21 protein-coding genes and 1 riboswitch are annotated in these 24,077 nt (G+C 55.4%); of the genes, 8 read left to right on the top strand and 13 right to left on the bottom strand.

Annotated features, from left to right (window positions below; genetic code table 11):
- Nucleotides 1-35 precede the first annotated feature (35 nt).
- Nucleotides 36-1,016, top strand: coding sequence for a YdcK family protein (gene ydcK / locus OGW17_RS08745; protein WP_071258349.1), 981 nt, complete (start codon nucleotides 36-38; stop codon nucleotides 1,014-1,016).
- On the opposite strand, the gene rimL is transcribed toward ydcK, so the two are convergent.
- The 6 genes from rimL to OGW17_RS08715 all read right to left on the bottom strand — a co-directional run bounded on the left by rimL (nucleotide 1,008) and on the right by OGW17_RS08715 (nucleotide 7,874).
- Nucleotides 1,008-1,553: a 50S ribosomal protein L7/L12-serine acetyltransferase gene (rimL, locus tag OGW17_RS08740; RefSeq protein ID WP_012132338.1), complete on the bottom strand. Its 546-nt coding sequence runs from the start codon at nucleotides 1,551-1,553 to the stop codon at nucleotides 1,008-1,010. The two genes, ydcK and rimL, sit on opposite strands and share 9 nt — an antisense overlap.
- Nucleotides 1,554-1,694: 141 nt before the next feature.
- Nucleotides 1,695-1,919: an HP1242/YdcH family protein gene (locus OGW17_RS08735; RefSeq protein ID WP_012132337.1), complete on the bottom strand. Its 225-nt coding sequence runs from the start codon at nucleotides 1,917-1,919 to the stop codon at nucleotides 1,695-1,697.
- A gap of 178 nt (nucleotides 1,920-2,097) precedes the next feature.
- Entirely contained in the window at nucleotides 2,098-3,753 is a 1,656-nt protein-coding gene (locus tag OGW17_RS08730; protein WP_286452164.1) for a glucan biosynthesis protein D, read from the bottom strand.
- Nucleotides 3,754-3,996: 243 nt separating this feature from the next.
- Entirely contained in the window at nucleotides 3,997-5,505 is a 1,509-nt protein-coding gene (locus OGW17_RS08725) for a carboxylesterase/lipase family protein (RefSeq protein WP_071258350.1), read from the bottom strand.
- A 41-nt stretch (nucleotides 5,506-5,546) separates the two neighbouring features.
- Nucleotides 5,547-6,890, bottom strand: a complete 1,344-nt coding sequence (hglS, locus tag OGW17_RS08720; protein WP_071258351.1) for a 2-oxoadipate dioxygenase/decarboxylase HglS — start codon at nucleotides 6,888-6,890, stop codon at nucleotides 5,547-5,549.
- A gap of 81 nt (nucleotides 6,891-6,971) precedes the next feature.
- Nucleotides 6,972-7,874 (bottom strand): DHHA2 domain-containing protein, encoded by a 903-nt coding sequence (locus OGW17_RS08715; RefSeq protein WP_071258352.1) that lies wholly within the window; start codon nucleotides 7,872-7,874, stop codon nucleotides 6,972-6,974.
- A gap of 75 nt (nucleotides 7,875-7,949) precedes the next feature.
- A riboswitch (Fluoride riboswitch) is annotated at nucleotides 7,950-8,022 on the bottom strand.
- Nucleotides 8,023-8,252: 230 nt separating this feature from the next.
- Here OGW17_RS08715 and OGW17_RS08710 point away from each other — a divergent pair.
- Nucleotides 8,253-9,176 (top strand): LysR substrate-binding domain-containing protein, encoded by a 924-nt coding sequence (locus tag OGW17_RS08710; RefSeq protein WP_012132331.1) that lies wholly within the window; start codon nucleotides 8,253-8,255, stop codon nucleotides 9,174-9,176.
- Nucleotides 9,177-9,238: 62 nt separating this feature from the next.
- Here the strand turns inward: OGW17_RS08710 and OGW17_RS08705 are convergent, their stop codons facing one another.
- From OGW17_RS08705 to cybB, 4 genes are all read right to left on the bottom strand, one after another.
- On the bottom strand, nucleotides 9,239-10,927 hold the full coding sequence (locus OGW17_RS08705) for a methyl-accepting chemotaxis protein (protein WP_071258353.1): 1,689 nt from the start codon (nucleotides 10,925-10,927) through the stop codon (nucleotides 9,239-9,241).
- Between the two features lie 169 nt (nucleotides 10,928-11,096).
- The gene (locus OGW17_RS08700) at nucleotides 11,097-12,215 is read right to left on the bottom strand and encodes an S-(hydroxymethyl)glutathione dehydrogenase/class III alcohol dehydrogenase (protein ID WP_012132329.1); all 1,119 of its coding nucleotides are present in this window, start codon (nucleotides 12,213-12,215) and stop codon (nucleotides 11,097-11,099) included.
- A 32-nt stretch (nucleotides 12,216-12,247) separates the two neighbouring features.
- The gene (locus tag OGW17_RS08695; RefSeq protein ID WP_012132328.1) at nucleotides 12,248-12,523 is read right to left on the bottom strand and encodes a metal/formaldehyde-sensitive transcriptional repressor; all 276 of its coding nucleotides are present in this window, start codon (nucleotides 12,521-12,523) and stop codon (nucleotides 12,248-12,250) included.
- Nucleotides 12,524-12,726: 203 nt separating this feature from the next.
- On the bottom strand, nucleotides 12,727-13,257 hold the full coding sequence (gene cybB / locus OGW17_RS08690; protein WP_012132327.1) for a cytochrome b561: 531 nt from the start codon (nucleotides 13,255-13,257) through the stop codon (nucleotides 12,727-12,729).
- 190 nt (nucleotides 13,258-13,447) lie between these two features.
- Between cybB and gap the strand changes: the two genes are divergently transcribed.
- Together gap and OGW17_RS08680 are read left to right on the top strand one after the other, a co-directional pair.
- Complete coding sequence (gap, locus tag OGW17_RS08685; protein WP_047463617.1) at nucleotides 13,448-14,449, top strand: type I glyceraldehyde-3-phosphate dehydrogenase; 1,002 nt, start codon at nucleotides 13,448-13,450, stop codon at nucleotides 14,447-14,449.
- A 132-nt stretch (nucleotides 14,450-14,581) separates the two neighbouring features.
- Nucleotides 14,582-15,508, top strand: a complete 927-nt coding sequence (locus OGW17_RS08680; RefSeq protein ID WP_071258354.1) for an alpha/beta hydrolase — start codon at nucleotides 14,582-14,584, stop codon at nucleotides 15,506-15,508.
- 39 nt (nucleotides 15,509-15,547) lie between these two features.
- On the opposite strand, the gene aldA is transcribed toward OGW17_RS08680, so the two are convergent.
- Nucleotides 15,548-16,987, bottom strand: coding sequence for an aldehyde dehydrogenase (gene aldA / locus OGW17_RS08675; protein WP_047463614.1), 1,440 nt, complete (start codon nucleotides 16,985-16,987; stop codon nucleotides 15,548-15,550).
- A gap of 204 nt (nucleotides 16,988-17,191) precedes the next feature.
- Nucleotides 17,192-17,992 carry a YdcF family protein gene (locus OGW17_RS08670; protein WP_071258355.1) on the bottom strand — a complete coding sequence of 267 codons (801 nt, stop codon included), beginning with the start codon at nucleotides 17,990-17,992 and terminating at the stop codon, nucleotides 17,192-17,194.
- A gap of 270 nt (nucleotides 17,993-18,262) precedes the next feature.
- Here OGW17_RS08670 and OGW17_RS08665 point away from each other — a divergent pair, with 270 nt between their 5' ends.
- The 3 genes from OGW17_RS08665 to OGW17_RS08655 are packed head-to-tail and all read left to right on the top strand — an operon-like array spanning nucleotide 18,263 to nucleotide 22,412.
- Nucleotides 18,263-19,915, top strand: coding sequence for an MFS transporter (locus OGW17_RS08665; protein WP_049011895.1), 1,653 nt, complete (start codon nucleotides 18,263-18,265; stop codon nucleotides 19,913-19,915).
- A gap of 41 nt (nucleotides 19,916-19,956) precedes the next feature.
- Nucleotides 19,957-21,039 carry an HlyD family secretion protein gene (locus OGW17_RS08660; protein ID WP_047463610.1) on the top strand — a complete coding sequence of 361 codons (1,083 nt, stop codon included), beginning with the start codon at nucleotides 19,957-19,959 and terminating at the stop codon, nucleotides 21,037-21,039.
- Nucleotides 21,036-22,412 (top strand): efflux transporter outer membrane subunit, encoded by a 1,377-nt coding sequence (locus OGW17_RS08655; RefSeq protein WP_071258356.1) that lies wholly within the window; start codon nucleotides 21,036-21,038, stop codon nucleotides 22,410-22,412. The genes OGW17_RS08660 and OGW17_RS08655 overlap by 4 nt, the downstream gene beginning before the upstream one ends.
- 2 nt (nucleotides 22,413-22,414) lie before the next feature.
- On the opposite strand, the gene OGW17_RS08650 is transcribed toward OGW17_RS08655, so the two are convergent.
- A complete protein-coding gene (locus OGW17_RS08650) occupies nucleotides 22,415-23,050 on the bottom strand; it encodes a LysE family translocator (protein WP_071259026.1) in 636 nt (211 codons plus the stop codon).
- Nucleotides 23,051-23,178: 128 nt separating this feature from the next.
- Between OGW17_RS08650 and OGW17_RS08645 the strand changes: the two genes are divergently transcribed.
- On the top strand, nucleotides 23,179-24,069 hold the full coding sequence (locus OGW17_RS08645; RefSeq protein WP_071258357.1) for a LysR family transcriptional regulator: 891 nt from the start codon (nucleotides 23,179-23,181) through the stop codon (nucleotides 24,067-24,069).
- The last annotated feature ends 8 nt before the right edge of the window (nucleotides 24,070-24,077 follow it).

Below are 24,077 nucleotides of genomic sequence, written 5' to 3'. Positions count from 1 at the left end.
TACGGTTATCTTAAGCGAGCAAAGGGAAATTCCCCATGAGCAAATATCACCTGAGTGAAGAATCGCGTGCCTTTAGTTATCAGGATAACGGCCACAAGAAAAGCGTCCTGCTACGCCAGATCATTGCCCTTACCGACTTTAACGACGTCAAAGCCGGAACCGCTGGCGGCTGGGTAGACGACGAAAGCGTGCTGGCGCAAGAAGGACACTGCTGGATTTACGACGAGAATGCCCTCGCATTCGCCGGGGCGATGATTTCTGGCAACGCCCGCATCACCCAGGCCTGCATCATCAGAGATCGCGTGCAAATCGGTGATAACGTCTGGATTGATCTGGCCGAGGTCAGTCACGGCGCCCGGATAAGCAACAACGTCACCGTGCAGAATTCGGTCGTTCGCGGTGAATGTCATCTGTCTGGCGACGCTCGTATTCTGCACCATTCGGAGATTATCGCCGCAAAAGGCCTAACCCAGGAAAGCGACCTGACGCTGCAAATCTACGATCGCGCCACCGTCAGCAGCTCGCGCATTGTCCATCAGGCGCAAATCTACGGCGATGCGATAGTCACCCAGGCGTTTATTGAACACCGCGCGGAAGTGTTTGATTTCGCGATCGTTGAAGGAAATGAAGAGAATAACGTCTGGCTTTGCGACTGTGCCAAAGTGTACGGTCACGCCCGCGTTATTGCGGGAACGGAGGAAGATGCCATCCCTACGCTGCGTTACAGTGCTCAGGTGGCGGAGCACGCGACGGTTGAAGGTAACTGCGTATTGAAACATCACGTTCTGGTCGGTGGTCATGCCGAACTACGCGGCGGCCCTGTCCTGCTTGACGATCATATCCTGATCGAAGGCCATGCCCGCATTCTGGGGGACGTGCTGATTGAGCATCATGTGGAAATCACCGATCGGGCGACGATCGAAACCTTTGATGGCGACAGCATCCATCTGCGTGGCCCAAAAGTGATTAACGGTGAACAGCATATTACACGAACACCGTTGGCAGGGTTACTCTGAGGCGTTCTCGATAATGCGGGCGTACAGGTTAACGTCGTGATACTCCCCGTTGAGAAACTCCGCTTGTTTCAGGCATCCTTCCAGTTCAAAACCATTGCGGCGCGCCACCTGGTTGCTCGCCTGGTTCGCAACACGACATTTAATCACAAAGCGTCGAAGCTCGCCGCGCCCGGCATAATGGCCGATAAACGCCTGAAGCGCGCGCGACATAATACCCTGCCGCTGGTGAGATTCATCCAGCCAGTAACCGATATAGGCGGTTTTATTCAACGGCTCTATCAGATTAAACGAGATGACGCCCACCACCTCCTCTTCCTGAAAGATAAGGAACATTTTGGCGTAGCCGCGCTGGTGCAACATCATATTACCCTGCACATTTTTGCGCGTATCGTCTTCGCTGGCGACAAACTGCGGCCAGTTTAGCGATGCCTGTAGCCAGTCTTTGTTTTTAAGCACCAGTTGATGTAACGGCGTAACATGGCACTCTTCCACCGCTCGCAGTTCCAGTGTTTCGCTGATCGTGATGACTTCAGCCATTTCTCCATCCTTTACGGTGACAACAGCAGGATTTATTAGCTTATCACAGACTTGCCCGTATACCTGAAAACAGGAAGGGCTTCCTTGTCTGTCAGGAAGCCCTTTTAAGCAGGACAAAGACTGCGCAGTGCCTACAACGAATCAGCTCTCATTCAAACTTTCTTTCTGCAATATTCTGAGCAGATCCTCCTTCAGATGGAGTTTCTCTTTTTTCAGACGAACAATATCCAAACTGTATCCCCTGCCGTCAGAACCTTCCAGCCGGGCAATCTCATGATCAAGGGTGTTGTGTTTTTCGAACAAGGAAAGAAAGCGAGGATTCTCGGTTTTCAGTCGTGAAATCAGATCTCTGTATTCTGGAAACATACGCACTCCCTGTTAGTGGCTGTAAAACGTGTACTGAAGTACACACCGTCAGCTTACGCATTTGACATAAGGAATAATGCGAACGGGATCGAGTTTAAATAATGAGCAGAAAATGCGCCGGGAATCGTCGGGAGAAAAGAGCCGCCAGCAGTGTAGCGGCTCGGGGCAGCAGAGCGGATTAACGCATCACGCGGTCATCAACGTAGCGACGCTTATCCGGCGCCGGCGGGAAATACTGATACAGCCAGGTTTCGCTAATGGCGTCCCCCTGGCAGCGCAGGAACATACGCATAACCACCGGGTCGGTCGAATCTGACGTCGGATACCAGTCAAACTGGATGCGATAACCATCGAACGGTTCGACGTAGAGGATCTCAATCTGTTTCGCTTCGCCGTTAGACAGCGTAATGACAGGCTCGATCCCCTTCGGCGCAGCGGCTTTCAGGTCGCCGCCGACAAAATCAATGGCAAAGCGGCGCGCCCATTTTTCCGGGTAGTGTTCACCCGGCGCCCACCCTTCGGGGAAACCGCCCATACCGGTACGGGTCGCCATCACGCGCGCCAACGGCGAGCGAACCGGCGGTTGCGCGCTCCAGTAAAGACGGTATTTGAATGCCAGATCATCGCCCGCTTTGATCGCTTTTTCCGGCTGCCAGAAGCACACCACGTTATCGAGCGTTTCACCGGTCGTCGGGATTTCCATCAGGCCGATAGACCCTTTCCCCCATTTGTTACGCGGCTCCACCCACAGGCTTGGGCGTTTGTTATACCAGCCCATGATGTCCTGATAGTGGGAAAAGTCACGGTCAAGTTGCAGCAGGCCGAACCCTTTCGGGTTATTGTCGAGATAGGCGTTGAACTGCAATTTCTGCGGGTTATTCAGCGGACGGCAGATCCATTCGCCATTGCCCAGCCACATGGCCAGGCGGTCAGAGTCGTGAATTTGCGGATGAATAGTGTCGCACATCCGGCGTTCATTGTTGCCGCAGCTGAACATGCTGGTCATTGGCGCGATACCCAACTGCTTGATGTCTTTACGCGCATAAATGTGGTTTTCCACATCCATGATCACCTGACTCTCTTCGCAGTGGATCACAAATTTATAGGCGCCAGTGACGCTTGGGCTGTCCAGCAGCGCGTACACGGTAAACGTGGTGTCGCCCGGTTTCGCCGTCTCAAACCAGAATGCGGTGAAGTCCGGGAACTCTTCTTTGCTGTCGGTATAGGTGTCTATCGCCAGGCCTCGCGCGGACAGCCCGTACTGATAAGTGTCATCCACCGCGCGGAAGTAGCTTGCCCCCAGGAAGGAGACGATGTCGCGACGCGCCAGTTCAGGCGCTTTAAAGGCGCGAAAGCCCGCGAAGCCAAGGTCGGTTTGCCCTTCCAGTTGACGGGTATCGACACCGGCATCGTTGTATTTGAACAGTTCCGGGCGGAAATGAATTTCGCGCGCTTGATGCGTGCTGGCATCAAGCGAGAACATACGCACGCGACGACGAAAGCCCATTCCTACGTGGAAAAATTGCACATCCAGCTTGCGGCCTTCGATGTTGTTCCACAGAGAGTGCGCCGCATCGTACTGAATGCTGTTGTAGGCCTGCGGCGTCAGATTCGCCAGCGTATTAGGTAACGCCCGGGGTTCGCCGCCCCACGGCTTTTGCGCTAAATCGTTCGCCATTGATTGCAGAACGGAAAAGTCAAAACGGACGGTTTGACCATCTGCAATATCAGACTCTGCCGCGAAAGCGGCGCGGGAAAAGAGTGAAGCAATACCGCTCGTACCGCACACGGCGGCCATTGCCATTGAACCTTTAATAAATCGTCTACGATCCATACCTGAAAGTGAGTCCTTCTGGTCGTGTGAATGGTCCCGCGCTGGTCTCTATCAGCGGCAAGAAGTACAACGTTTCTGACCGCTCACTCTAGACAAAATTCATTAATAATCCAATTGTTGGCTGTCGATAATCTGTACAAAAGCCAAAATATTTTATGTCGATAAGAACAGACTGAATACCGTGTAAATACAGATGGCGCGCTTTCAGGTTATGAAAAGCGCAACCTGCCGAACATCTCGCCATTATTCCAGACTGACGTGATGTTTCATCACCCGTTTGAACAGCGCCATCCGCGCACCCATAAAGCGGTTCTCTACTTTAAAACCGGCAAATTTATTCAGTCCGATGCGTAACAAGCGATCCCGCCCCTGAACGCTGGCGGGCCAGCGCACCGGACCATGTAGAACATCGCAGGTCCGGCTGGCGTGACGGGCGAAATTAACCCAGTAATCGGCGATATGCCGGGCAAACGCCAGATCGTTGTCATTCACGTAATTGCGTGCGGGTTCCGCCAGCGTCAGCGTATCAAAGACATACGGCACTTCATTTCCGTGCCAGGCGCCGTTGGCGTAGGTTGTGTGTTCAGTTTCCGCGACATAGTCAAACCAGTATCGCCAGCACGGTTCACCCACCCGCTGCTGCGCCTGCATCACCACATAGCCCAACGTGGTGAACGCCATATCGCGGCAGACCTGACGCCCCAGTTCTTCATCGCCTTTCACGCCGGGATAGAACAGCCTGATCAGCCCTAACCCCAGTCGGCGTTCGCGCCGCAATTTCGCGATCTGCCCGGCGAGATCAACGCCAAACACTGCCATCACGCTCGCTTCGTCGCTGTTGGAGCCAACCAGAACCGGCATTGGGTGCTGCTTTCCGGCAAAGAAGGTCTCCATCATCGGCTGTGGCAATACCGCATCGCCGGAAATCGGCGTCGGCGCGATTTTCAACGGTGCGCCCAGCGGCCAGAATGCCTCCGCCGGTAGCGCCCGCAATTGTTCAGCAGTAGCGTTCGGCAAATTAAAATGCGCCGCCAGTTCGATGCCCTTTTGCAGCGCGACCTCGCGCGGCGTATCCGGTAACGTATAACCACTCTGAATAATAGCTTTATGGAACAGGCCCTTTGCCCGTGGGGACGCCATCAGCGACAGAACGCTACGCGCGCCAGCGGACTCGCCGAACAGCGTCACATTCTGCGCATCGCCGCCGAAAGCGGCAATATTGTCCTGCACCCAGCGTAGCGCCGCGATCTGATCGAGCAAGGCGAAGTTATGCACGCATTCGCCGTCCTCGCCATCAAGGGCCGGATGAGCAAAAAATCCCAGGTGACCAAGACGATAATTGAGCGTGACTACCACGACATCGCGCTTCGCCAGCGCACAACCGTCGTAAGGCGGTAATCCTCCCGCGCCGATGGTGTAGCCGCCGCCATGCAGCCAGACCATCACCGGCAACGGCTGCGGGCGCATCGCGGGCGCCCAGATGTTCAGATACAGGCAATCCTCGGAAAAACGCCCTGGATCGCCCCCACCAAGCTCGCGACAATATTCAATATCCTGCCAGCTGGCGCATGAAAATGTATTCGCAGGGCGTTCGCCCTGCCAGGGTGCGGCAGGCTGTGGCGCCCGCCAGCGGAGCTGACCCGTAGGCGGTGCGGCATACGGTATACCGCGCCAGATGTGGATATCGTTTTGCACGACACCCATGACATTTCCCTGTTGCGTTTCGACAAGCGGGATGGAGGGATTCAACATGACGCATTCCTTTTCCTTCACATCCCGACAGCATACCGCGATCAGAGCAGTCCGCAACGCCGTTTACTGCGTTCTTCCGCCGCCTGATAAAGCGCAAACTCATCATATACCGGGCACCCCAACGCCTGCTCAAAGGCGTCGCGGCTGGCATTGCCGTGGCTGCGCGCCTGGGTTTCGTTACCCAGGTTAGACTGGAATATTCCGGCCGCGCTTACTGGCAGAAAATCTTCATAGGTAATGGGTTGTGCCACCACCCAACCGCGTTCAATCAGCGGCTGTGGGTCGTCGCCCGGATGAATAGACTGGCGGTGCGATTCACCAGCAGGCGTTAACCGGTAGCGAAACCAGGCGAGCCCCTGCTGGCGCAGTAAAAATTCGCTGTCCGGGAAAGCGTTAAAGACCGCCTGCAAATGCAGCTGATGCGTAAGATTATCTTTGCCCGTCCCCGCCTTATGCAGTAACGCATCGTACAACCGCCGTCCTTCAGGCGTCAGCGCCACGCCGCGCTGTTCAATCTCACCAAAACGTGCCGTATGGCTGCCCTCCGTTTCACCGGCAAACAGCACCGACTCTTCCAGCGCCTTGAAACTGGTCTGGCGTAACAGAATCGGCACCTCACGGCGCGGCGGCCCTTCAATCAGGATCTTGGGTTCGATACCGCATTCCGGCATCATCAACTGCACTTTGTCGATATCCAGCGTGCGCGGCGTCAGGTGGTTAATGTGGCACCCGGGAAAACACACCACGTCAGCAATCAGACGGTGTTCATTATGTAATGCCTGGTACGTTTCCCTGTCCACCGTGGCGTGCCGGTGCCAGCGGAAAGTCTCCAGCGCCTCCTGCACAAACTCCCGCGCCTGCGCCCCGGTAAAATTGCCCTGCGCATCAAAGACGTCCAGAAGTTCGCGACAGCGCGGCGTAAAGATATCGCGCTTCGCCAGAATATCCGCCGCGCGTTGGCGCAGCGTCGCGTTCTCAATTAACTCCAGCCGTAATAGCGAGGTGAAGACGCGAAACGGGTTGCGGGAAAGCGACGCATCGTCAATGGGGCGAAAGGCGGTGGAATGAACGGGAACGCCCGCCTGAGAAAGGTCGTAATAACTGACGGGATACATCCCCATAATCGCAAACATTCGGCGCAAGGTGGAAAGCTCCTGCGCCGTACCCACCCGAATCGCACCATGCCGTTCAACGTTCAGCCGCGCCAGCTCATCCGCGTTGGCCAGCTTTTCATGCAGCGTGGGATTATTTTCCAGTACCGTCAGATTCACATCAGCGACAAGTTCCAGCAATGTACCGTACTGTGGAACTTCCTGCTGGTACATTGCTGACATTGCCTGCGAAAAGTGTTCCCGAATCTCATCAGCCGCGATGGTGTTCGCCATAATGTCATGCCTCCAGTGAATATTACCTGGAGTGTAGAAAACGCCGTTCACTCTGGTGGGAAGAATTTACAAAGTGTGATCTCACCTGTGCGGATTCAGGTGATGTTCCAGCCAGGGGAGCATCTGTTTCTTACGGCTCAGCATCCCTTCCACCTCGCAGGGGTGCGGGACATCCGGCTGGGCATCTCCGGCAAACCAGAGGCGGGAATAACCGAGATTGATATCCGTGAGCATCAGAACAACCAGCGCCGCATCTGCCCCGGCGGCATAGCGCGCCATTTCCTCACGCAGGTCGTCCATCATCGCATCAACCTGTTCCAGCGCATACAGCTCAAGCTGCGCCACGCAAACCCGCTGCCCGTGGACAGTAAAGGTTTTCATGTCCTTCTGAAGAAGCTGGCTGGCGCTCATCCCTTCCACGCTGGTTTTCGCGTACAGAAGATCGCGGCTAAAGCGTTCAAGAGACAAACCGGCGAGCTGGCTGAGCGATTCCACCGCAAGGCGGTCATCCGGGGTCGTTGTCGGCGAACGAAGCGTGACGGTGTCACTCAGGACGGCGCCCAGTAATAACGTCGCTTCTGCGGGTGAAAGCTGTTTTCGAATGGCATCCGTCATCAGTTGCCACAGTAATGTCGCGCTACTGCCAACAGGTTTTACCCACACTTCCGGCGGCAGTCGGGTGATCAACCCGCCTAAGCGGTGATGGTCAATAATGCCAACAACGTTACTCTGCGCTAAAGAATCCGGCCCCTGGGCTGGTTCGGTAAAATCAACCAGCCAGACGTCCCGATCGGTGAGCGGAACGCTTAATCGTTCAGGAATGGGCAACCCCGCTTGCGCAAAAATAAACTGCGTCTCACGGTTGGCTTCCCCCGTGCGGAACGCCACTGCCTCCTGCCCGCGCAACGTCAGCCAGCGCGCCGTCATCATGGCCGTACAGATAGCATCGCTATCAGGATTGAGGTGACCAATTACATATATCATTGTTGTTTCCTGTTGGAAAAAGCATGAGGAACCGGAAGAGTATTGACCAGCCCGACACGCTCCTGGTGATAAAGAGTCATATCAGGCGTCATCAGCCTACTGAAACGAGGCGGTTGGAATAAGGTGGAACGCCATCACCCTGCACAGGATTGTGAACCCGCTTGATGTCTCTTTCAAGTATGAACTCACGTTATGACCTGTCGCTTTCTGCGCCACGCATTGTCATTATTCTCACATCACTGTGAATCGTACAAAACATAAGCAAAACAAACTTCTTGTAAAAGAAATGAGTTAGATGTTAATAATATTTTGCTATCAGGTTATCAAAAACCAATAACTTTACTTGTCACCGGCACCGCTCTGTTTTTAACATCGCTTATGGAAAAAAATAGCTTGTTTAGTCAGCGCATCCGTTTGCGCCATCTTCATACTTTTGTAGCTGTCGCCCAACAAGGAACACTGGGGCGCGCGGCTGAAACCCTTAACCTGAGTCAACCTGCACTCTCTAAAACGCTTAACGAGCTGGAGCAACTGACCGGAACCCGCCTTTTTGAGCGCGGTCGCCTCGGCGCGCAGTTAACGTTGCCCGGCGAACAGTTCCTCACCCATGCGGTAAAAGTGCTTGATGCGCTTAATACCGCGGGCCAGGCGTTGAATCGCAAAGAAAGCCTCAATAATGATGTGGTGCGCATTGGCGCATTGCCCACCGCCGCGTTGGGTATCCTTCCGGCCGTTATTGGTCAGTTCCATAAGCAGCAAAAAGAGACGACGTTACAGGTCGCCACCATGAATAACCCGATGCTGCTCGCTGGCTTAAAAACGGGGGAAATCGACCTCGGTATTGGCCGGATGTCCGACCCGGAATTGATGAGCGGTCTGAATTACGAGCTGCTGTTTCTGGAGTCGCTGAAGCTGGTTGTGCGCCCTAATCACCCGCTGTTACAGGAAACCGTCACCTTAAGCCGTGTGATGGAATGGCCGGTGGTCGTATCGCCCAAAGGCACCGCTCCCCGGCAGAATGCGGAAGGTCTGCTACAAAGTCAGGGCTGCAAAATGCCCGTTGGCTGCATCGAAACGCTGTCGGCCTCGCTGTCTCGCCAGCTTACCGTTGATTATGACTACGTCTGGTTTGTCCCTTCAGGCGCGGTGAAAGAAGATCTGCGCCAGGCTACGCTGGTATCACTGCCGATTCCCACCCTGGGCGCTGGCGAACCGATTGGCATCCTCACCCGCGTGGACACGCCGCTTTCTCCCGGCGCGCAGGCGCTGATCGCCGCTATCCGTAAATCCATGCCGCACTGAATGCGCCCTCAAATAAATGCCGGATAAGACGCGTTAGCGTCGTTACCCGGCAATATTAAGGCTTAAAACGTTTCCCAGTTATCACCACTGGTTGTTACCGGCTGCGGTGATGAACTGGCGACGACGTTCACAGACGGCGCGCGTTTAATCGCACTTCCCCCCTGCAAACGAAACGCCCCGACCGCTTCGGTTAAGCGAGCAGCCTGTTCTTCCAGAGATGCGGCGGCGGCAGAGGCCTCTTCGACCAGCGAGGCGTTTTGCTGCGTGACCTTATCCATCTCGGAAATCGCCTGGCTCACCTGCACAATCCCACGGCTCTGCTCATCAGAGGCTGCGGCGATCTCCAGCATAATGTCCGTTACGCGTCGCACGGCATCGACAATATCATTCATGGTGTTGCCTGCTGCGACGACTTCCCCGGAGCCCTGGTCAATCAGTCTGACCGATTCGCTGATCAGCCCTTCAATTTCCTTCGCCGCCTGCGCACTGCGGCTTGCCAGCGTGCGCACTTCACTGGCGACTACGGCGAAGCCACGCCCTTGTTCACCCGCTCGCGCCGCTTCGACCGCCGCGTTAAGCGCCAGGATATTGGTCTGGAAAGCGATGCTGTTGATGACGGCGGTGATCTCGGAAATTTTCTTCGAGCTATTGGAGATATTGCCCATTGTTTTCACGACGCCAGACACCATCTGACCGCCGTGACTGGCTTTGCCGGAGGCGTCTTCCGCCAGTTTGCTGGCATGGTGCGCGTTGTCCGCATTTTGTTTCACCGTGGCCGTGAGCTCTTCCATGCTGGCTGCGGTCTGTTCAATTGCTGCGGCCTGCTCTTCCGTACGCGATGACAAATCGGTATTGCCGGCGGAAATCTCACTGGTGCCGCGATAAATCTCTTCCGCCCCCTGACGTACCGTTCCCACCGTTTGCCCCAGAGAGGACTGCATCTTCTGGAGATGGCGGCTTAAGCGACCGATTTCGCTGCGTCCGGTTGGGTCATCCGGCATGGTGAGATCGCCTGCGGCAATCTGTTCAATACGCTGTGCAGCACGTTGCAGAGGGTTGATTACCGTCCGGCGGAGCGCAATAAACGTCAGTAGCGTAAGCACCAGCGCCAGCGCGAACGCCCCAATCATGAACATCAATCCCAGTTGGCTGCGCTGATGCGCCTGGTCGCTAAGCTGATTCGCGCGCGCCGTGCGTAGCTCAATCGCCTTGAGCAATACGGTGTTATACGCGGTATCGAGCGGTCTGGCCTGTTCATTTTCATGGTTGATAATCGCCTCGAACATGCCGTTTCTGGCGTATTTCAACATAGGTTGCAGGCCATCGATATAGGCTTTGAAACGGGTATTCAGCTCCGCATCCAGCGCTTCGTCCGCCGGTGTTTTTACCGCCCGCGCCATAAAGACGTTAAAGCCTTCCTGTGACTGCTTAATCCGCTTCTCCGCCTCAGCGATATTGGCTTTCATGTCGTCCATTTCAGCAATGCGGCTCGCCGCGCCTGCATGGATCATATTGATACGCGCGGTACGCAGATGGTTAGAACTGTTGGATAAGCCCATCCGCACCTGAATTTCGTCCGTCACATCCCGCTGGTCACGATCTGCCTGTAGCAGAAAGTACCCCGCCAGCCCGGAACTAAGTGCGAACAGAAGAAGGATGCCACCGAGAATGGAGGAAAACAGCGGAACCAGCCGAATATGATGCAGAAAACCCAGCTTATGCGGTGCTTGCATCGTTGATGTGTTGTCCATGACCGTCGACTCTCTTGTAGGTTATTGCGTATAAAACACGCCCGTTAGATAGTCATCGGCATTCCAGGAAGTTTGCTTACGGTGAAAATCGGAATGTTTGTCACATTTTCACAACATTTATTCCTGAAAATTCAGGAAAGTGCCAGCGGCAGACCCGCTGGCATGTGAATCAGTTATCACCGAAATGGATAACGGTGCGAATGGACTTGCCCTGATGCATTAAATCAAAGGCATCGTTGATTTGATCAAGCGGCAAGCGATGGGTAATGAACGGGTCCAGACGAATTTTCCCCGCCATCGCCTCTTCCACCATGCCTGGCAGTTGACTGCGTCCTTTCACACCGCCAAAAGCGGAACCGCGCCAGACGCGCCCGGTAACAAGCTGGAACGGACGGGTTTTAATTTCCTGGCCTGCGCCAGCCACGCCGATGATGATGCTCTCACCCCAGCCTTTGTGGCAGCATTCCAGCGCTGCGCGCATCACATTGACGTTACCGATACATTCAAAACTGAAATCGACGCCGCCATCGGTCAGCTCAACAATCACATCCTGGATGGGTTTGTCATAGTCATTCGGATTAATGAAATCGGTCGCGCCCATTTCTTCCGCCAGTTTGAATTTCTCCGGGTTGGTGTCAACCGCCAGAATACGCCCGGCTTTCGCCTGCACCGCTCCCTGAATCACCGCCAGGCCGATACCGCCCAGGCCAAAGACCGCAACGCTATCCCCTTCTTTTACTTTTGCCGTGTTGTGTACCGCGCCAATCCCTGTGGTGACGCCGCACCCCAGCAGACAGACTTTATCCAGCGGCGCCTGCGGATTGACCTTCGCCAGGGAAATTTCAGCACAAACGGTATATTCACTGAATGTGCTGGTGCCCATGTAGTGATAGACAGGTTCGCCGTTGTAAGAAAAACGGGTGGTGCCATCCGGCATCAGCCCTTTACCCTGCGTGGCGCGCACCGCCTGACACAGGTTGGTTTTGCCGGATTTACAGAACTTACACTCGCCGCATTCTGCGGTGTACAGCGGAATAACATGATCGCCAGGCTTCAGACTGGTGACGCCTTCGCCAACGTCAACCACCACGCCACCGCCTTCGTGACCCAGCACCGCCGGGAACACGCCTTCCGGGTCGTCGCCGGAGAGCGTAAACGCATCCGTATGGCAAACGCCGGTATGGGTAATTTTGACCAGCACTTCGCCTTTTTGCGGCGGCGCGACGTCAATTTCAACAATCTTTAACGGCTGGCCGGGGCCAAATGCAACTGCTGCACGTGATTTCATTTGTCTCTTCCCATTATTGTGAGGTGATCTGTTTATTTTAGATAAGCGCGCAGAAGGTGGCCGATTTCAGCCATGCGCACGGCGCGTTGATCCGGCGTGGTGTCGCCGCTGACCAGTTCATCTTTCAGGTGAATCTCAACCATCTCTCCCATCAGCCCGTTAGATGCGCCGCGAACGGCGGCAATCTGTTGCAGGATCGCCAGGCAAGGTTCTCCTGACTCCAGCGCCCGTTCCAGCGCGTCAACCTGCCCGCGGATACGGCGAACCCGAGTGAGAATACGTTTTTTATCTTCAGGTGAATGCGGCATACGCCCTCCATACTATAGGGGGGTATACTATCAGATTTGTTATATGACTGTAAAACCAACAGTAGCATCTCGCTATTTGTATGACAAATAGCTATACTGCCCGCTTCCGATGTAGACCCGTTTCCTTCACCTGCGTCACGGGTCTGGTTACACGCAGGTGTTTTCTAAAAGAAACCCCGCATTACGCGGGGTGGTGAGAAGAGTCAGGAACGTTTGCGCGGCATCATGCGCAACAGCGTATTGTCTTTCCAGACGTAGTGATGCATCAGCGCCGCGGCGGCATGCAAACCAATGACAAAATACCCCAGTTTCGCCAGCGTAATATGCCAGGTTTTCAGCATATCCACCACCTCAAAATTAGCGTCTGACGCATGCGGCATCACCAGGCCGAACGCAACCCAGGGATTGCCCCGGTTATACATCATCACCAGGCCAATAATCGGCAAGACAATAAACAGCAGATAGATCACCAGATGCCCAAGATGCGCCATTCCGGTCACCATCGGCTTTGGTTTTGGCACAATGGGCGGCGCCGGGTATTTCAGTCTGACCAGCAGGCGCGTCACCATCAACACCAGGATGGTCATCCCGCACGAGACATGAACCATATTGATCCACGGACGATAGCTACGGGGCGCAAATCCCCTCAACTCCATCGCACAGTAGGTCACAATAACCAGTAAAAAGACCAGCCAGTGGATGCCAATTTGCAGGCTTGTGTACTTATTGCTCATAACACGTCCTGAGTAAAAAAATAAAGCGTCAACATAGCGAGCTTTTGTTAAAAATTCATTAACTTTTGTTCACCCAATTTCAACCAGTTACGCTTAGCCGCAAAATCTGTTATTGCCCTGGACGCCTGACTGGACTATGCCTGGTAGGGAAAAAATGTGTCGTATCGTTGCATCCTGACAGGAGAAAACCATGAGTAAAATTGGCATTAACGGCTTTGGTCGTATCGGTCGTCTGGTGTTACGTCGTCTGCTGGAAGTGAAAAGCGACATTGATGTCGTCGCCATCAATGACCTGACCTCCCCTAAAATCCTCGCGTATCTGTTGAAATATGACTCAAACTACGGCGTATTCCCCTGGAGTGTGGATTTCACCGAAGACGCGCTGATTGTGGACGGCAAGAAAATTGCGGTTTACGCAGAAAAAGAGGCTAAAAATATTCCGTGGAAAACCACCGGCGCCGGGATCATTGTCGAGTGCACCGGCTTCTATACCTCAGCCGAGAAGTCCAAAGCGCACCTCGACGCTGGCGCTAAAAAAGTGCTGATTTCCGCCCCGGCTGGCGATATGAAAACCATTGTCTTCAACGTGAATGACGACACGCTGGATGCCAGCGACCAGATTGTTTCTGTCGCATCCTGCACCACTAACTGCCTGGCGCCGATGGCGAAAGCGCTGAATGACAACTTTGGCATTCAGGTTGGCACCATGACCACAATTCACGCCTACACCGGAACCCAGTCGCTGGTTGACGGGCCGCGCGGGAAGGATCTGCGCGCTTCGCGGGCGGCGGCGGAAAACATCATCCCCCACACCACCGGCGCGGCGAAGGCCATTGGTCTGGTGATTCCTGAACTGAGCGGAAAACTTAAAGGCCATGCTCAGCGCGTTCCAGTGAAAACCGGCTCTGTAACCGAACTGGTCTCGATTCTGGAGAAAAAAGTCACTGCGGAAGAGATCAACGCGGCGCTGAAGAAAGCGACAACCCATAATCCGTCGTTTGGCTATACCGATGAAGAGATCGTCTCTTCCGATATTATCGGCTCACATTTCGGTTCGGTGTTCGATGCCACACAAACTGAAATCAGCACAGTGGGCGATCTGCAACTGGTGAAAACCGTCGCCTGGTACGATAACGAGTACGGTTTTGTGACCCAACTTATTCGCACGTTGGATAAATTCGCCAAACTCTGACCTTCTGGCGGAGGCATTGTTCCTCCGCCGTTTTCACCATTTATCTGGTCATTCAAGACGATGTGAATCCCTTCCGATTTTCAATGGATTAACTGTGTTATAGATAACGTTTATCACTGAGTGAGCACAGTCATGGACGTATTCAGCCGCGAAACCTTAGAAGAAATGATGGCGCAAGCCGTCTCCCGCTCAGCCACATTTACCCTCTGGCCTGATGGCGAAGCCCCCGGAGCGAAAAACAGCGATGCTGTTTTTACGCCAGAACCGCGGCATACCGGTACATCCATCTTCGATCGCGCCGTCACGGGCGTCCGATCTCCTGAAATCACCGTTTACGCGCCAGATAAACCCAACGGCGTGGGGCTTCTCGTGACGCCAGGCGGTTCCTACCGGCGCGTCGTGCTGGATAAAGAAGGCAGCGCGCTGGCGCCCTTTTTTAATGCGCGTGGTTATACCCTGTTCGTGATGACCTACCGGATGCCCGGAGATGACCATGATGAGGGGGCAAACGCGCCGCTGGCGGATGTGCAGCGCGCGATGCGCTATCTTCGCGCCAATGCGCAAGCGTGGAAGATCGACCCGGAACGCATCGGGGTGCTGGGTTTTTCTGCCGGTGCGCATGTCGCCGCCAGTCTGGGGACGCGTTTTGCTGAACCCGTCTATTCCCCTATAGATAGCCTGGATGAAATCAACGCCCGCCCTGCTTTTATGGCGCTGGTCTATCCGGTCATCACCATGCGTGACGACATTCATCATCCCGGCTCACGCCTTGAGCTGATGGGTGCGGAACCTGACGATGAACAGATTCGCCACTACTCGCTTGAGGAACGCGTGGATGCCGCTACGCCGCCCACATTTCTGCTGCATGCCATCGACGATCCGGCGGTAAAGGTGGAAAACAGCCTGGTATTTTTTAACGCGCTGCGCCGTTCTGGCGTAGCGGTGGAAATGCATTTGTTTGAGCGAGGAAAACACGGGTTTGGCATTCGTGATACGCAGGGATTGCCGGTCGCGGTCTGGCCGGAACTGATGATGAACTGGATTGCGACCAAAGTGTGACCGCCATTAACAGGCCGGGGAAAACCCCGGCCTGCTACATCAGGACTGCAAATAGACCACCTGCGTTTGCAGATACTCGTTCAGACCGTGTTTGCCATCCGCCCCGCCAATACCTGACTTGCGCCAGCCAGCATGGAATCCCTGCATCGCCTCAAAGTTTTCGCGATTGATGTAGGTCTCGCCGAATTTCAGCCCGCCGATCGCCTTCATCGCAACATTCAGGTTTTGCGTATATACAGACGATGTCAGACCGTAATCGCTGTCGTTCGCCATCTCCAGCGCCTCTTCCAGCGTATCAAACGCCACAACCGGCAGCACGGGGCCAAATGTCTCCTCATGCATGATGGTCATCTCCTGGCGAACGTCCAGCAGTAGCGTCGGTGGATAATAATAACCTTTGCCCTCCACGGCCTTGCCGCCCAACGCCACGCGAGCGCCCTCCTGTACGGCGCGCGCCACTTTCTGCTCTACCCGCTCCAGCGCGGCAGCGTTAATCAGCGGCCCCATTGCGATGTCATCACGCTGTGCCGGATCGCCAAACTGAACCGCTTTCATCGCCTCGCCCAGACGATTCACAAAGCGATCGTAAATCCCTTTTTGCACATAAACGCGCTCAGCACAGTTACAGACCTGCCCGGTGTTGATCACTCTGGAATCCACAATCGCTTTCACGGCCAGCTCAAGATCCGCATCGTCCATCACGATTGCCGGGGCTTTCCCGCCCAGTTCCAGGCAAACTTTAGTGATGTTTTTCGCTGCCGCCGCCATAATTTTCTCGCCGGCGACCACGCTGCCGGTCATGCTCACCATCGCGACTTTCGGGTTCCCCGCCAGCTCCTGCCCAACCGTTTCACCGCGTCCCAGCACCAGGTTGAATACGCCTTTCGGTAAGCCGATGTCATGCACGATCTGCGCGAAAGCAATGGCATTGTTTGGCGTAAATTCGCTGGGTTTAATGACGATGGTATTCCCGGTCAACAACGCCGGAGCGAGCTTCCGGGCAATCAAAAAGAACGGAAAGTTCCACGGCAGAATCCCGGTGGTGACGCCCAGCGCGCGTTTAAAGACCAGAATATTTTCTCCGGGGCGGTCGCTTTGCAGGATCTCGCCTTCATAACGGCGCGCCCACTCGGCCATATATTCGATGTAGTCGGCGGTGAACGCGACTTCCACCTGCGCCAGCTGCTGGATTTTTCCGCCTTCCGCGACAATCAGCGCGCTGATCTCTTCTGCCCGCTCACGAATCCCTGCCGCGATCTTTCTCAGCCATCCCGCGCGTTCAATCGCAGGCAGCGCCTCCCATTCCGGCTGAGCGCGCGCAGCGGCGTCAATGGCCTGACGCGCCTCTTGCGCGCCGCCATCAGGAATACGGGAGAGCAGTTCTTCGGTGGCAGGATTCACCACATCAATCCATGCGTCTCCCTGCCAGCTAACAAATTGACCATTGATATACATCGGGTGTTGTACGGGTGCGGACATGCGCTGCTCCTGTAATTGAATTGTTCCTAACAAGTAAAATCATTGTTAAGTAATAACAATCACATGTTCTCAGGGTCGTCTGCGGTGCTGGTTTTGTGATGTGCGTCATAAAAGCAGCCAGGAAGGTTCTGTCAGAGGGGCGATATCGGGGAGTGAGTTTGCCCGTTTGAGCGTAAATTTCCGCAAACGGGCAAGAAAGTAACATTAACGCAACGAACGACTGTTCATGGTCTCAATCAGGTCAGCGTCATTTTGCAGCGTCTGCCACGCCGCCTCAACGTCAGCGGGAATATCAACGTGCACAATAAAGTCGCGGCCACGCGGCCCGTAGCCGGTTTCATCATCCCGTAAGCGCGGAAGCTCTCCCGCAATCAGGGAGAGATAGCGATCCACGGACCACAACCCCTTCTGTTCTCCGGCAAAATCCACGCCGTCATCGTGCTGGCACAGCGTCGGGACAATACCCGGATAGCTCAACCAGCGGGGCGAATCGGGATCGTCGCAGGTGACGCGGCGGAACGTCGCCATCGTCCGGCGTTGCATTGTCGGGTCCTGTACGATAATGGCGGTGTTAATGGGCGCCGATACCTGACTAATCAGGGCGCAGCTAAACTGCGCGTTCTCACCGCAGTTTGTTGACTTGTCTTCTGGCCAAATTTTCTCCGTCGGGATCTGCCAGAACTGATGAGCGATATCCGCGAGGATTTTGGCTTCCGTACGCCCGGTGGTGCGTATGGTGTTGTAGCGCGGGTGCCCGGCGATGGCGGCATAGAGAAACGTGGTGGAATGGCCGATGCCGCCGCTGATCAACAGCGGGATCTGCTGCGCTTTCGCTATGTTACAGGCGGCGTCTATCGCCGGGATGACGGCATTCCCCGCCAGCACAACGCAGTCAGCCTGATACGGCGCGTCACCAGAGAAGTCATTTTGGGCCAGCCAATGCCCTAGTGTGTTCGCTGCTTCCAGCGTTGCACTGGATAATGCCGGAAACGGTCTCATTCTCATGGTTCTTCCTCCTGTGTTCCTTGCAGAGTACCGGAGTGGCTTCTGGTGAGTACCAGATCACTCCGAAAGACGATCCGCTGATTATCCTGTGGTGCGAGGGTGAGATAAAGCGTTGATGTCAAACAACGTTCAATGAGCGAAAATCCCGGCTTAACGGCAATGAATATTTGATTTACCGGGCGTTTTCATATTCACTTGAATTATGGTTTACGTCAGACGTAGAATCATTAGCCCGCTAACCATTAAAATAATACAAAGGTATACGACGTTATGCGCCTGCCCCAACGCGATCCTTATGCTCCTCGCGAGTGGCAGCCTCACGAAAAGCCCGCGCTGTTAGGCTCACCTTCGACTCCCATTCACAGCACGCCGAAACGCATCGCCTACGGCGTGGTCGGCCTGCTGGTGTGTCTGACCGGCGCACTCGGGAACGCGGTCGTGACCGCGAATCTGCAAAATTTACAGGGCACCTTTGCCGCCTGGTCGACAGAGATCGCCTGGCTGCCTGCCGTCTATGTCATGACCAATGTCTCAATTAACCTGCTGCTGGTGAAATTTCGCCAGCAGTTTGGTCTGCGGGCATTTACCGAAGGTTTTCTGGTGCTGTATGTGCTGGTCACCTTCTTTCACCTCTTCGTCAACGATCTGAGTTCCGCGCTAATGGTACGCGCGGCGCACGGTATGGTCGCCGCCGCGCTCAGTTCGCTGGGTATTTATTATCAGATACAGGCCTGGCCTGCGAAACACCGTCTGAAAGCGTTAACGATCGGTATTACCGGGTCGTCGCTGGCCATTCCCCTCGCCCGGTTGTTCTCTACCGAACTGCTGCAACTGGATGAGTGGCGCGGCCTGTACTTCTTTGAGCTGGGACTGGCGCTGGTTTCGCTGGGCTGCGTCATCGCCTTAAAACTGCCTCCCGGCGACAGACGTAAGGTTTTTGAAAAGAAAGACTTTATTACTTTTATTCTGCTCGCGCCCGGCATGGCGCTGGTCTGTGCCGTGCTGTCGCTGGGGCGACTGGACTGGTGGTTCGAAGCGCCCTGGATTGGCTGGTCTCTGGCGCTGGCGACGGTACTCATCATCAGCGCAATTGTGTTCGAGCATAACCGCAGCAATCCGCTGTTGAATACGCGCTGGCTCTCCAGCGGCAGTATTCTCCGCCTGGGGCTGATTATGCTGCTGATCCGCATTGTGCTGGCGGAGCAAAACACCGGCGTAATTGGCTGGCTGCAATACGCTGGCTTACAGAATGAGCAAATGACGCATCTGGCCTGGTCAATTTTCGCTGGCATTGTGTGCGGCATCATCACCAGTTGCCTGACGATTAAACCGACACGGCTGGCCTGGCCCGTGATTACGTCGCTGGCATTGATGATCGTCGCCTCGCTGCTCGACAGCCACTCCACAAACCTGACGCGCCCCGACCAGTTAATGGTCAGCCAATTCTTACTCGGCTTTGGCAGCGCGTTCTTCCTTGCCCCGGCAATGCTGGCGGGTATCGGCGGCGTCATCGCCGATCCGCGCAATCTGGTCAGTTTTTCCGTCTTATTTGGGATGAGTCAGAACATCGGCGGTCTGCTGGGCTCCGCCATTCTCGGCACGTTCCAGACCTGGCGTGAAAAATATCACTCCAGCCTGCTGGCCGATCAGCTCACCACGCTAAATCCGCTGGTGAATGAGCGTCTACAGATGTACAGCCAGATGTACAAAAGCCTGATTGGCGACAGCGCATTGCTGAACACCCAGGCGATCGCCCAGCTACAAACCGTTACGTCGCTTGAGGCAAATATCCTCGCCTATAACGATACTTATTTACTGACGGCCAGCATTGCCGCCGCTACGCTAATCTGGATTTTATGGCGCTTGCTGCGACTGCGTATTACCGCCCGGATGGCGCTGAAAAAAGCCACCGGAACCAAGTAACAAATGAAAATTATGTTTATCGCTTTACCTCAGGAGCCGCTATGAGTCAGCAGGATGCCGCCAAAGAGCAGGCAAATACCCGAAACAATCTCCGTGTGGTGTCAATTTTTGCCGCTGCCGCCATTGGCCTCGTCGGGGTTCTGGTGATCCTCTACGCCTGGCAATTACCGCCGTTTACCCGCCATACGCAATTTACGGATAACGCCTATGTGCGTGGACAAACCACCTTTATTAGCCCGCAGGTGAATGGATATATCACGCAGGTGAATGTGCAGGACTTTGTGCAGGTGAAAAAAGGCGAACTGCTGATGCAGATCGACGACCGTATTTATCGCCAGCGTGTCCATCAGGCCGAAGCACAGCTGGCCATGAAAATCGCCGCGTTAAATAACAACCTGCAACAGCGTAAAAGCGCCGAAGCCGTGATTGCGCGCAATGAAGCGGTACTGAAGAACGCCAAAGCGCAAAGTCTGAAAACCCAGGCAGATTTGAAACGCGTGAAAGATCTCACCGCCGACGGTTCACTGTCGATTCGTGAACGCGATGCGGCGCTGGCCAGCGCGGCGCAAGGCAGCGCGGATATCGACCAGGCGAAAGCCACGCTGGAGATGTCACGACAGGATTTACAAACGGTGATCGTCAACCGGGGAGCGCTGGAAGCCGACGTTGAAAATGCCCGCGCAGCGTTAGAGCTGGCGCAGATCGATCTGCAAAATACCCGCATTGTCGCGCCGCGCGATGGCCAGCTTGGGCAGATTGCCGTCCGCCTCGGCGCGTATGTCACCGCCGGAACGCACCTCACCACGCTGGTGCCGCCGCAGCACTGGGTTATCGCCAATATTAAAGAGACGCAACTGGCGGAGCTGCGCGTGGGTCAGCCGGTACGGTTTACCGTCGATGCGCTGAATGATCGGGCTTATGAAGGCCGGGTGGAGAGCATTTCTCCGGCAACCGGCGTGGAGTTCAGCGCCATTACGCCGGATAACGCGACCGGCAACTTTGTCAAAATCGCCCAGCGCATTCCGGTTCGGGTGGAGGTGCTGGGTAAACCGGAGGAGATTGCGCGATTGCGTCCGGGCATGTCGGTGCAGGTACATATCGATACCCGGGAGGCGAAACAATGACGCGCCGTCCCGTTGCCGCTTTGCTGTTCGCCCTGCTGCTCAGTGGCTGTCAGTCGGTTGATGTGGCACCCGCAAAACCGTCTTTGCAAATCCCCGCCGCCTGGCGAACCGCCACCGGCCCCGCCAGCGCAACAGAACAGGTATGGTGGAGAAATTTTCACGACAGTCATCTGAATCGTTATGTCGATCAGGCGCTGCAAAATAACAGTGACGTGCTGATTGCCCGCGAACGGGTAAATGAATACCAGGCCAGGGTCTATGCCGCCGAAGGCAGCCTGTTCCCCTCGCTGGATGCGGGCGTTAGCGGAGCGCGGGCGCGAACGCAGTCTGCGGCAACCGGACTTCCGATCTACAGTACGTTGTATAAGGGCAGCCTGACGGCAAGCTACGATGTCGATATCTGGGGCGTTAATCGCAGCACCGCCAGTGCGGCGCAGGCCTCGCTGGCGGCGCAAAAAGCGGCGGCGGCCGCCGCCGATCTGACCGTTGCCTCGTCCGTTGCGTCCGGTTATGTCACGCTGCTGGCGCTGGATGAGCAGCTCAACGTGACAAAATCGACGCTGAAATCGCGTGAAGAAGCCTGGAATCTGGCAAAACGGCAATATGAAACAGGCTACAGCTCGCGCCTGGAATTGATGCAGTCGGATTCTGAGCTTCGCTCGACGCGCGCGCAAATTCCCCTGCTTGAGCACCAGATCGCACAACAGGAAAACGCGCTGAGTCTTCTGCTGGGCAGCAACCCGACGCGGCTGGCCCGTAGCGACCGTTTTGATGCGCTGACGCCCTTAACGTTGCCGTCACAGTTGCCCTCTTCGTTGCTCAACCGCCGTCCTGATGTTGTGCAGGCCGAGAGACAGCTTATTGCGACCGATGCGACGCTTGCCGCCTCTCGCGCCAGCCTGCTGCCGTCGATCAACCTGACGGCGACCGGATCGGTGCAGGATCGTGCTCTCCCCGGTCTGCTTGACGACCCGCTCCGCTTATGGAGTATCGGCGGCAGCATTCTCGCCCCTCTGCTTAACCGTCAGGCATTGAATGCGCAGGTCGATATTTCCCAGTCCCAGCGTAATCAGGCGCTGTACAGTTATGAAAAAACCGTGCGTAACGCTTTCAGAGAGGTAAACGATAGCCTCGACGCCATCACCCGCTATCAGGAACAGCTCAGTGAATTACAGGCGCAGCAGGATGTGGCGCAGGAAACATTGCGCATCGCCCAGAATCGCTATCGCAATGGCTATTCGTCTTATCTGGATGTACTGGACGCCCAGCGCACGCTGTTCTCAGTGCAAACCAATGTGGTGCAGGTGAAAAACAATCTGCTGCTGGCACAGATTGATCTCTACAAAGCGCTGGGCGGCGGCTGGTCAGTCTGACGTCATCCGTACGGCAAGTGGTGAATGATTTCGCGGACGTTATAGACCATGCCAGACAGCGATACCACCAGTAAAAACAGCGATGACGCCAGCCCAATACGCCTGCTGTGATGCGGTGACAACCATTTATTGATGAGCAGGATGTACAGCGATAAAACAGCAAAATCAAAAATGATCCACACCACCGTCAGCGTCATAATGCTGGCGGCGAAGTTCTGCGTCACCGCAATAAACTGAGGGAAGAAAGCGACAAAGAAAAGGATGTCTTTCGGATTTGAAATGCCGGTAATAAATCCCCGGATCACCCCGCCGTCGCCCGCAGCGACCGTGTTTTCTTGCGCATTTGCCTGCGGATTCCCCGCCCGCAGGCTGATTAACGCGCCGTAGCCGATATACAACGACCCTGCGATCCCCAGCAAAGACAGAAACAAACCGGAGATCGACACCACCCCGGCCAGCATCAGCGCCGCCAGGATAATCAGCACCAGAGAGGCGCTGTTCGTTCCGATCACCGTCGCAAAGGCTTTACGCGCACCGTGCCGGGCCGCCGTTCCGGTTACCAGCGCAACCACCGGGCCGGGCGTGACCAGCAACAGTAAAACCGATAAACTATACGCACTCAGCAATGTCAGATTAATCAACGCCTTTTCTCCTTCATAACGCACACAGGCCCGGAAACTCCCGGCATTATTCAGCGAGCGATGACATTTGAAAAACGAATAAAACTGCTATTTAATGTGAGTAAAACTCACAATAGCGTATCGCCATGACTCTGCCGCCACTGTATGCCCTGCGCGCTTTTGAAGCCGCCGCCCGCCTCGGATCATTCAGCAAAGCCGCTGACGCGCTGAACGTCACTCCGGGCGCGATCAGCAGACACATCCGTACCCTGGAGACAAGATTTGACTGCCCGCTGTTTCACCGCAACGGCCCGCAGGTTGAGGTAACGGAAGCGGGACGCGCGCTGGCGGAGCAGCTGGCCGCAGGCTTTCGGACGCTGGAAAACGCCTGCTCCGCGTTTCGCAACCAGCAGCACGGTCTGCGCTTAAAGGCGCCCTCAACCCTGACAATGGGCTGGTTGCTGGACGTGCTGAACAGCGTACATCAGCACGTGGAGCTTTCCAGCGTCTGGATGGACACCGATACGGTGAATTTCAATCGCGAACCCTTTCACTGCGCCATCCTGTTAGGCAACGGTCATTTTGGTTCCGGCACGCAAAGCAGGCTGCTTTTTAAAGAGTGGCTGATCCCAATATGCGCCCCTGCGCTGCTTGAACAGGTACGAGAAAACATTGCCGACTGCGAGCTTATTCACCCTTCGCCAGACCGGCGCGACTGGACGCGATGGCTGGCACGCAGCGGTAAATTTAACGGGCTGAATACCCGCCGGGGAAAAGTGTTCGACACGCTGGAACAGGGAAATCAGGCGGCGATAAGAGGGCATGGCGTCTCCGTGGGCGATCTGCTGCTCAGTCTGGAGGCGGTAAAAAGCGGTCTGCTCGCCCTTCCGTTCAATGAAGCGGTGGCAACCGGAGAAGGCTACTATCTGGTCTGGCCGCAAGATACGGCATTCGAAAAAGACATTGCGCGGCTTTATGACAGGCTAAAGCGCGCCGCCCCGCAGGAGATACCCGAAGGTATCTCCTGCCTGAGCTGAGCATGGAG

The sequence above is a fragment of the Citrobacter sp. CK181 genome, assembly GCF_030333595.1.
Lineage (GTDB): Bacteria > Pseudomonadota > Gammaproteobacteria > Enterobacterales > Enterobacteriaceae > Citrobacter_B > Citrobacter_B koseri.
Note: the sequence above shows the minus strand (reverse complement) of the source record. Positions and strands in the feature narration are given on the sequence as shown.

Bases quoted from the DNA above. Each gene is read 5' to 3' on its own strand.
- OGW17_RS08670 (WP_071258355.1), bottom strand. From the start codon at position 17,992: ATGAGAATGAGACCGTTTCCGGCATTATCCAGTGCAACGCTGGAAGCA.
- OGW17_RS08730 (WP_286452164.1), bottom strand. From the start codon at position 3,753: ATGGATCGTAGACGATTTATTAAAGGTTCAATGGCAATGGCCGCCGTG.
- hglS (WP_071258351.1), bottom strand. From the start codon at position 6,890: ATGGCGAACACCATCGCGGCTGATGAGATTCGGGAACACTTTTCGCAG.
- ydcK (WP_071258349.1), top strand. From the start codon at position 36: ATGAGCAAATATCACCTGAGTGAAGAATCGCGTGCCTTTAGTTATCAG.
- gap (WP_047463617.1), top strand. From the start codon at position 13,448: ATGAGTAAAATTGGCATTAACGGCTTTGGTCGTATCGGTCGTCTGGTG.
- cybB (WP_012132327.1), bottom strand. From the start codon at position 13,257: ATGAGCAATAAGTACACAAGCCTGCAAATTGGCATCCACTGGCTGGTC.
- OGW17_RS08725 (WP_071258350.1), bottom strand. From the start codon at position 5,505: ATGTTGAATCCCTCCATCCCGCTTGTCGAAACGCAACAGGGAAATGTC.
- OGW17_RS08700 (WP_012132329.1), bottom strand. From the start codon at position 12,215: ATGAAATCACGTGCAGCAGTTGCATTTGGCCCCGGCCAGCCGTTAAAG.
- OGW17_RS08695 (WP_012132328.1), bottom strand. From the start codon at position 12,523: ATGCCGCATTCACCTGAAGATAAAAAACGTATTCTCACTCGGGTTCGC.
- OGW17_RS08645 (WP_071258357.1), top strand. From the start codon at position 23,179: ATGACTCTGCCGCCACTGTATGCCCTGCGCGCTTTTGAAGCCGCCGCC.
- OGW17_RS08705 (WP_071258353.1), bottom strand. From the start codon at position 10,927: ATGGACAACACATCAACGATGCAAGCACCGCATAAGCTGGGTTTTCTG.
- OGW17_RS08665 (WP_049011895.1), top strand. From the start codon at position 18,263: ATGCGCCTGCCCCAACGCGATCCTTATGCTCCTCGCGAGTGGCAGCCT.
- rimL (WP_012132338.1), bottom strand. From the start codon at position 1,553: ATGGCTGAAGTCATCACGATCAGCGAAACACTGGAACTGCGAGCGGTG.
- aldA (WP_047463614.1), bottom strand. From the start codon at position 16,987: ATGTCCGCACCCGTACAACACCCGATGTATATCAATGGTCAATTTGTT.
- OGW17_RS08710 (WP_012132331.1), top strand. From the start codon at position 8,253: ATGGAAAAAAATAGCTTGTTTAGTCAGCGCATCCGTTTGCGCCATCTT.
- OGW17_RS08735 (WP_012132337.1), bottom strand. From the start codon at position 1,919: ATGTTTCCAGAATACAGAGATCTGATTTCACGACTGAAAACCGAGAAT.
- OGW17_RS08715 (WP_071258352.1), bottom strand. From the start codon at position 7,874: ATGATATATGTAATTGGTCACCTCAATCCTGATAGCGATGCTATCTGT.
- OGW17_RS08655 (WP_071258356.1), top strand. From the start codon at position 21,036: ATGACGCGCCGTCCCGTTGCCGCTTTGCTGTTCGCCCTGCTGCTCAGT.
- OGW17_RS08660 (WP_047463610.1), top strand. From the start codon at position 19,957: ATGAGTCAGCAGGATGCCGCCAAAGAGCAGGCAAATACCCGAAACAAT.
- OGW17_RS08680 (WP_071258354.1), top strand. From the start codon at position 14,582: ATGGACGTATTCAGCCGCGAAACCTTAGAAGAAATGATGGCGCAAGCC.